This is a genomic window from Bartonella sp. AC70YNML (assembly GCF_042196545.1).
Classification (GTDB): Bacteria; Pseudomonadota; Alphaproteobacteria; order Rhizobiales; family Rhizobiaceae; genus Bartonella.
The window spans coordinates 1-3322 of sequence record NZ_JBHIQK010000031.1 but is presented as its reverse complement, the minus strand read 5'-3'; the positions used below and the strand labels follow the sequence as shown (position 1 = coordinate 3322).

At 43.4% G+C, this 3322-nt stretch carries 4 protein-coding genes; all 4 read right to left on the bottom strand.

Annotated features, from left to right (window positions below; translation table 11 throughout):
- Nucleotides 1–122 precede the first annotated feature (122 nt).
- Genes ACFIMU_RS08525 through ACFIMU_RS08510 form a run of 4 tightly spaced genes read right to left on the bottom strand, consistent with a single transcriptional unit; the run spans nucleotide 123 to nucleotide 3298 of the window.
- The gene (locus tag ACFIMU_RS08525) at nucleotides 123–1583 is read right to left on the bottom strand and encodes a replicative DNA helicase (RefSeq protein WP_375697023.1); all 1461 of its coding nucleotides are present in this window, start codon (nucleotides 1581–1583) and stop codon (nucleotides 123–125) included.
- Nucleotides 1540–2562: a phage late control D family protein gene (locus ACFIMU_RS08520; RefSeq protein WP_375697024.1), complete on the bottom strand. Its 1023-nt coding sequence runs from the start codon at nucleotides 2560–2562 to the stop codon at nucleotides 1540–1542. The genes ACFIMU_RS08525 and ACFIMU_RS08520 overlap by 44 nt, the downstream gene beginning before the upstream one ends.
- Nucleotides 2562–2816 (bottom strand): tail protein X, encoded by a 255-nt coding sequence (locus ACFIMU_RS08515; RefSeq protein WP_375609809.1) that lies wholly within the window; start codon nucleotides 2814–2816, stop codon nucleotides 2562–2564. The genes ACFIMU_RS08520 and ACFIMU_RS08515 overlap by 1 nt, the downstream gene beginning before the upstream one ends.
- Entirely contained in the window at nucleotides 2813–3298 is a 486-nt protein-coding gene (locus ACFIMU_RS08510; RefSeq protein WP_375610474.1) for a phage tail protein, read from the bottom strand. Before ACFIMU_RS08510 ends, ACFIMU_RS08515 begins: the two co-directional genes overlap by 4 nt.
- Nucleotides 3299–3322 lie beyond the last annotated feature (24 nt).

The window sequence follows — 3322 nt, the reverse complement described above, 5'->3', positions numbered from 1 at the left end:
TTTGCCACTAGGTTTTGTACCAATTCATTTTTTTTCAAAGAGTTTTAAAGGTGTTCTCAAAGGGTCTTCAAAGACCTTATCTAAAGGGTATTTAAAGCTCCCTTTAACGCGTTTTTCTGCTCCTATTTTTCCAAATCACTAAAGCATGTAAAATCGGATTGAAAGGCAAGGGAAACGATTCCTGTCGGACCATGGCGTTGTTTTGCTATAATAACCTCAGCTTTGCCCTTGGCTTGCTCCATTGCCTCTTGCCATTTGCTATACTCAGAGGTGCCTTCTTTTGGTTCTTCATTTTTGAGATAATATTCTTCACGATAAACGAACAGAACAATGTCGGCATCTTGCTCGATTGAACCAGATTCACGTAAATCGGAGAGTTGTGGACGTTTATCGGTTCGGTTTTCAACTTGACGCGAAAGTTGTGACAGAGCAATGATGGGAATATTGAGTTCTTTTGCAAGTGCTTTTAATCCGGTGGTAATGGCTGTAATTTCTTGAACGCGATTTTCTAATGAACGCTTTGAACCACTTGTCATGAGTTGGATATAGTCGATAATCAAAACATCTAAACCATGTTGTCGTTTCAGACGCCTTGCACGAGCGGACAATTGTGCAAGGGAGACACCCCCCGTTTGATCAATATAAAGAGGGATTGTTTGTAAAGAGCGCATTGCGTAAATGATGTTGGTAAATTGCTCTTCTGAGATATTACCACGACGCATATCCGAAGAAGAAACCTTTATTTGTTCGGAAATAATACGAGTTGCAAGCTGTTCTGTTGACATCTCAAGTGAGAAGAAACCAACAATACCCCCTTCATTGGCTTGGCTGTTATCACGCTTACAAGCATTAGCAATATTAAAAGCAATATTGGTAGCAAGTGATGTTTTACCCATCCCAGGGCGTCCAGCTATGATAATCAAATCGGATGGTTGTAGCCCTCCCATTTTTTCATCAAGGGTTTTGATATGGGTAGCTATCCCTGAAAGCTGTGAGGAACGCTTTTTCGCAGCGCTTGCCATGTTAAGTGCTTTTGCAATGGCTGTATCAAAGTTTTCAAACCCACCTCCATATTTTCCTTTTTCGGCTAACTCAAATAATTGATTTTCAATCGTTTCAATTTGTTGGGAAGGTGTGAACTCCAGAGGCGCATCAAAAGCTGTATTGGCAACTTCATTGCCAAGATTAATCAAAGACCGGCGGATAAAAAGATCGTAAATGACACGTCCATAATCTTCAGCGTTAATAATAGTGACTGCCTCTGTGGCTAAGCGAACAACATACTGGTATACAGTAATATCTCCAATTTTTTCTTCCATTTGGATATAGGGCTTAATTGTAATGGGGTTTGCAAGATGACCCTTTTGAATAATTTGTAAGACAATCTCAAAGATCTTTTGATGTAGCGTTTCAAAAAAATGTTCTGCTTTGAGAAAGTCTGAAACGCGATCGAGTGCATTATTATTAATCAGGATTGCTCCAAGTAATGCCTGTTCCGCTTCAATATTATGGGGAAGTTGACGAAAAGAAGAAGCAAAATTATCTCTTGGATTTTCTGTTTTTAGCATGTTCAATGTTCTCATTGCTTTCCTTTCCCTTGTTTGGTGCCTCAAAGGTGATTTCTGTTGTGTATCCGCTTTGTTTTTCATAACGATGTGTGACGGTAGCGGCTTTCCATGGTCCATTGATTTGCCCACGAAACCCTTGAAGGATGAGAGGTTGATCCGCCATGATTTCAGGGCGTCCTGCAAGAGACAAAGAGCCACTGCCTACAGCACGACATAAGCGATCCGACTCGGAAGCGGCGGCAGATAAAGCTTCCTCTTGACATGGATAACAACTGCGAAGACGGCGTACAGGCCCGCTAAACCCTGTCTGATGCTTGACTTGGCATTGTTGCCCTGTTGAGCGATCAAAATAAGAAGCTTCAATGATGCCGTATTGCGTGCGTGGCTCTAACGTGAATTCCCAGTTAGAACAGTCGTGCTTATGAAGTTCAAGTGCTGGTAAATTATCCCCGCTTAAAAATAAAAACTTATGGTCTTTGATTAAAAAACGCGCCTGCATGCGGTCCGCAAGACGGGTTAAAAAATCAACCGCCGATTGATCTGTACGAATCACATAAGAAAGAGTTTGTTTGATAAATTGTGGACTGACCTTTGCTTGATAGCCATGGCGTTTGGCGAGTGTCTCAACAATCTCACCAACAGTTTTGTGATCAAAATGTTCACTCGCTTGTTCTTTGAGTTCTTTACGCATCGAGGCGCTTTTGCCACAAAGGCGCAAAATCTCTCCATCACTGCCCCCAATACTCACCACCGACTCAACAACAAAACGCCCCATAAAGGCACTGATGCTGTTCTCATAGCCAAAAATCACTTGCAGAGTGCTGTTGCTTGAGGGAACCTCTAAATCATTACCACTATCATCAAACTCTGCTTCAAATGTATCGGCTTCATTGCCGGCATGGTCCGTAATGGTTGCGGTTAAAAGACGCTGGTAAAAAACCTCATGAACAAGCTTATCCCCCACCCTCACCTCAATAAAAGGATGCGTGCGCATTAATCCCATAACCGCTTCACCACGCTGTTCTTTTCTTGGCTGACAAACTCAGGCAGAATGACCTTTAAGCCCCGTGGCAACAGAGCACCATACCCTGCAATACCTGGATTGGCTTCCAGTGTGGCTTCTAAATAGCCATTTAGTCCCCCAACTTGAGAACGGTCCCCTAACACAGCCATGGCATGGTGAAAGCAGATCAGATCGAGACTCATATCTTCTAGCTCTACCACGAGGTGCTTTTCTGGTATCTTCATGGCGTTTCTCCTCCTTGGGAATATTGACCATATCCCTCTTGGTATTGTCCCACCTGATATTGACCTTGCGGTTTTCCTCCATCGAAAAACGGTAACAAGCTAATGGCATAGCGAATGCGCCCCGATTGACCAGAGCGACTAATATAGTCGTGATCTTTCGTGACACTGGTGATTACCACAGATCCATGGAGAATGGCGCTATAGCCATTGTCACTCATCCAACGGATCATCTGAACGGGCTTGGCAGCACGAATGGTTCTGGTGATAGCATCTATCGCTACCCGGTCCCCAAACTCTTCCGGAAACAACACCCCATGGATGGTTTTAGGGTCATTGCCATAACCGGTAAATTGCAAACCTGGAGCCTCACCAAAACGCTCTAGGCAAACCCATGAAGCAGAAAACTCTTCCTCAAAGGATTGGAAATTCAGCCAGTCCACATAAAAAAGATGTGGTCCTAACATCAGCAAAGGATCTCTCATAGACGCCCTCCCCTTGATTGTATC